The sequence below is a fragment of the Yoonia sp. genome (genome assembly GCF_046498525.1).
Taxonomy (GTDB): domain Bacteria; phylum Pseudomonadota; class Alphaproteobacteria; order Rhodobacterales; family Rhodobacteraceae; genus Yoonia.
The window spans coordinates 1-4015 of the sequence record NZ_JAWOAN010000208.1 but is presented as its reverse complement, the minus strand read 5'-3'; the positions used below and the strand labels follow the sequence as shown (position 1 = coordinate 4015).

Genomic DNA, 4015 nt, shown 5'->3' with positions numbered 1-4015 from the left:
AATTAATTCCAGTAAGCCTTGAACTGTACCATCCTCTCCATAAGGACCATGTAAAACCGGAAAGATAACATCCAATTTATCCAGAAAAGAGTATTCATTATTTTCCTTGTTTATACCCGTCAGGGTAGATCGCGACGATCCGGTCGATCCCGTATGCGATGTTTTCAACGCCCATAAAGGCAACTGCCTCTGTCCCCAGATCCGCCCCGATTTGGGCCGCGTCAAAGCAATCGAACCAGCGGGGTGCAACGCGCGGTTCGGCATTGTCCACGATCTGATAGGTCTCGGTCAGCATCGCTTGGCTGAGGGTCGTTTCAAAACAGGCACGATAGCGCAGCGGGCTGCTGATCGCGTCGATCCCCCGGAAATTCTGCACGGCAATCGGTTCGGCCTCGCCGGTGCTGACAGAGGTAAGGCGGACCGCTTCGGGACCTGCTGGCACATCGTCGTAGTAGGCATAGACTTGTTGGTAATAGAGCACACCGCCAAGGATAGCTGCCGCCAAAAGCATTGCCACAATGATGATACGCGCCATCAAGCCGCTGCCCCGCCTGCTTCGGTCTGCACGAAGGCATCGGCGCAAGCCTTGGCCAATGCGCGCACACGTCCGATATAGGCCTGTCGTTCGGTGACGGAAATCACGCCGCGCGCGTCGAGCAGGTTGAACACGTGGCTGGCCTTGATGCATTGGTCATAGGCGGGGTGCGCCATGATGATCTTATGGCCTGTCTTGGGGTCCGTCGCAGGCGCGTCCAGAATACGCTTACATTCTGCCTCGGCATCGACGAAGTGCTGCAACAGCACCTCGGTGTCCGCAATATCAAAGTTCCAGCGGGAATATTCCTGCTCGGTCTGTTTGAAAATATCGCCATAGGTCAGCGGGATCGGCGTTTGCGGATCGTTGAACGGCATGTCCATCACGTGATCCACGCCCAACACATACATCGCCAGACGCTCCAGCCCGTATGTCAACTCGCCCGAGACAGGCTTGCAGTCGTGCCCGCCGACCTGTTGGAAATAAGTAAACTGGCTGACTTCCATACCATCACACCAGACTTCCCAGCCAAGTCCCCACGCGCCCAGCGTCGGGCTTTCCCAGTCGTCTTCGACGAAACGGATATCGTGAACAGAGGCATCAATGCCAATCGCTGCGAGCGAGCCAAGGTAAAGATCCTGCATATCCGGCGGCGATGGTTTGATCAGTACCTGGTACTGATAATAGTGCTGCAAACGGTTGGGGTTTTCACCATAGCGTCCGTCAGTCGGGCGGCGTGACGGCTGCACATAGGCCGCAGCCCAGGGTTTGCTGCCCAGCGCACGCAGGGTCGTGGCGGGATGAAACGTCCCTGCCCCGACTTCCATGTCGTAGGGTTGCAGGATCGCACAGCCCTTGCCGGCCCAATATGTCTGGAGCCGCAGGATGATTTCCTGAAAACTGCGTGGTTTTTCCGCCATAGTGGAACCCTCATGTCCTTTGGCCGTTCAATAGGGTGCAAGGCGGACAGGGTCAATTGGGCAACGGGTGGCGATTTTCCGCCCCTTGCCATGACGCTTGACAAGAGTTTGACTTGCACAGAGCCGCCTACCCCGCCAACAAGCCCTTAACGCACAACGTAAGGGCGAAATTTATAGTGTTCAGAGTTTTTCTTGCCGGTCTCTTTCTGTTTCTGTTCGCAATGCAGGCGCAGGCGCAGGATCGTTTTTGGGTGCAGGTCGAAGCGCGCCAAACGCTGAGCGAGGCGACCGAACGGGCCCGCATCTATGCCCGCCGTTTTGACGATGTGCAGGGCTATTATCTGGGCCGCGGTTTCTACGGGATCGTCCTTGGGCCCTATCGCGAAAGCCTCGCACGCGAGGAATTGGCGCGTCTGCTGCGCAGCGGACAGATCCCTTCAGACAGTTATTTGCAGAATGGTCGCCGGTTCGAGCAGCAATTCTGGCCGATAGGCGGGGGCGTGTCGGTGCCGCGCGATGCCATTGCGCCGCAAGAAGAGCTGATACCCGAACTGACCGCCTTGCCCCAAGCGCCTTTGACGGCCCCGGTCGAAACACTGCGCGAAGCACGGGTGTCGGAGGCAGCTCTTTTGCGCACCGAACGTGAAGAATTGCAAAAAGCGCTGCGTTGGGCCGGCTTTTATGATGCGGCCATTGACGGGGCATTCGGGCGCGGCACCCGGCAGGCGATGGAGGCTTGGCAACTGGTCTATGCGCAGGAACCGACAGGGATCTTGACCGCGCGCCAGCGCGCGCAGTTGCTGTTGCAATACAATGCCGTTCTGGCGGATGTTGATATGCAGGTAGTGCGCGACGATATCGCAGGCATCCAGATGCAGGTCCCGACTGCGGTGGTCAGTTTTTCTGAATACGCGCCACCGTTCGCAAAATTCGAAGGGCAAGACGCGCTTCCCTTGGCGCAGGTCCTGTTCATTTCCCAACCCGGCGACGCAGGCCGCCTTGGCGGGCTTTTCGAGGTTCTGCAGGTGCTTGATCTTATGCCGCCGGACGGGCCGCGCCAATTGCGCGGGAACAGCTTTTTTATCGAAGGCATTGACGATGAACGCCATGGCTTTGCGACCGCGAGTCTGGAGAATGGCGCGATCAAGGGATTTGTTCTGGTCTGGCCCGCTGATGACAATCAGCGGCGCACCCGCATTCTGGATGTGATGCAATCCAGTTTTGCCCGCCTTGACGGCACGCTTGATCCAGATCTGGTGCCACCAAGCGAAGATCAGGCAATTGACATGGTCTCGGGGCTGGCCGTCCGCCAACCAAAGCTGTCGCGCTCGGGCTTTTTTGTCTCGGCAGACGGTTTCGTCGTGACAACGCCAGCAGCAGTCGAGGGCTGTAATCGGATTACGCTGGATCGCGACACCGACGCCGAAGTTATCGCGACAGATGCCGGTCTTGGTGTCGTGGTTTTACGCCCCCTCATCCCGCTCTCTCCCGTTGATATCGCAACATTCCAATCCGCCACTCCGCGGCTGAAAGATCCGGTCGCGGTCGCGGGTTACCCGTTCGGTGGCGCATTGAAGGAACCGACGCTCACCTTCGGCACCCTTGAGGACATCCGTGACCTGCAAGGCAATGATCTGCGCAAGCGCCTCTCGCTTGTCGTGCGGGACAGTAACGCGGGCGGCCCGGTTCTGGATGCCGGCGGTACGGTTCTGGGTATGTTGTTGCCGGATGACAACGGGTCTGCCCAGAAACTGCCAGACGATGTGCAGTTTTCACTGGATGCAGCGCCGATTGCGGCCTTGCTGCAAGAACACGGTATCATGCCGACACAAACCGGCGCAGCGCCAGCCATTTCGCCGGTTGCGCTGTCGCGCAAGGCCGCAAATTTCACGGTGTTGGTCAGCTGCTGGTAAGCGCGATATCCGATGTGACGCGAATGATCGTCGGGCCCTTGGCGTGCAGGGCCCTTTGCACAGCCGACTTGAACTGCTCAAGATTGGCAGGCTCTACTGCGACTGCCCCGTATGCTTGCGCCAGTTTTAGAAAATCCGGGTTGCGCTGAACGACCGCATTGGGTGCAATCTGCGCGCGCACCATGCTGTCTTCGATCTCGCCAAGTTTGCCGTTGTCCCAGATGATGATGGGCAAAGTCAGCTCCAGCTCGACGGCCACGGCAAGTTCCTGCACGGTGTATTGAAAACCATAATCCCCAAGGATCGCGATAACCGGCTGATCCCCGACCCCGATCTTGCCCCCAATAGCGGCAGGCAGCGCATAGCCAAGGGTGCCGAACCCGTAGGGATGGTGCCAATGGCCGGGCCGGTCCATCGGATAAACCTCTTTCGCGGCATAGGCGAACTGGGTCATGTCGGAAAAGAACATGGTGTCAACGGGAACCGCCTCTTTCAGCGCATCCGCGACTGGCAAGATACCGGGCCGTTCCGCGTCAATCTCGGCCCGCCATTTGGCGCGGGTGGATGCCACTTCCTGTGCGCTCCAAGTGGTTTTCTTGACAGTTTCCAACTGGATCAGGCTTTCCGTCAGGTGCGCGCTGGCGTCT

5 protein-coding genes are annotated in these 4015 nt (G+C 58.4%); 1 reads left to right on the top strand and 4 read right to left on the bottom strand.

Annotated elements, in window-relative coordinates; genetic code table 11:
• From R6T97_RS12890 to R6T97_RS12880, 3 genes are all read right to left on the bottom strand, one after another.
• The coding region (locus R6T97_RS12890; RefSeq protein ID WP_410349705.1) for a hypothetical protein at positions 1-168 on the bottom strand (168 nt) is incomplete at its 3' end.
• Positions 98-535, bottom strand: coding sequence for a DUF6446 family protein (locus R6T97_RS12885; RefSeq protein ID WP_410349704.1), 438 nt, complete (start codon positions 533-535; stop codon positions 98-100). The genes R6T97_RS12885 and R6T97_RS12890, both read right to left, overlap by 71 nt.
• Positions 535-1455, bottom strand: coding sequence for a glycine--tRNA ligase subunit alpha (locus R6T97_RS12880; protein ID WP_410349703.1), 921 nt, complete (start codon positions 1453-1455; stop codon positions 535-537). Before R6T97_RS12880 ends, R6T97_RS12885 begins: the two co-directional genes overlap by 1 nt.
• A gap of 176 nt (positions 1456-1631) precedes the next feature.
• Between R6T97_RS12880 and R6T97_RS12875 the strand changes: the two genes are divergently transcribed.
• Positions 1632-3368, top strand: a complete 1737-nt coding sequence (locus tag R6T97_RS12875; protein WP_410349702.1) for a serine protease — start codon at positions 1632-1634, stop codon at positions 3366-3368.
• Here R6T97_RS12875 and R6T97_RS12870 read toward each other — a convergent pair.
• Positions 3355-4015: thiamine pyrophosphate-dependent enzyme (locus R6T97_RS12870; RefSeq protein WP_410349701.1), on the bottom strand; the 661-nt coding region annotated here is incomplete at its 5' end. The two genes, R6T97_RS12875 and R6T97_RS12870, sit on opposite strands and share 14 nt — an antisense overlap.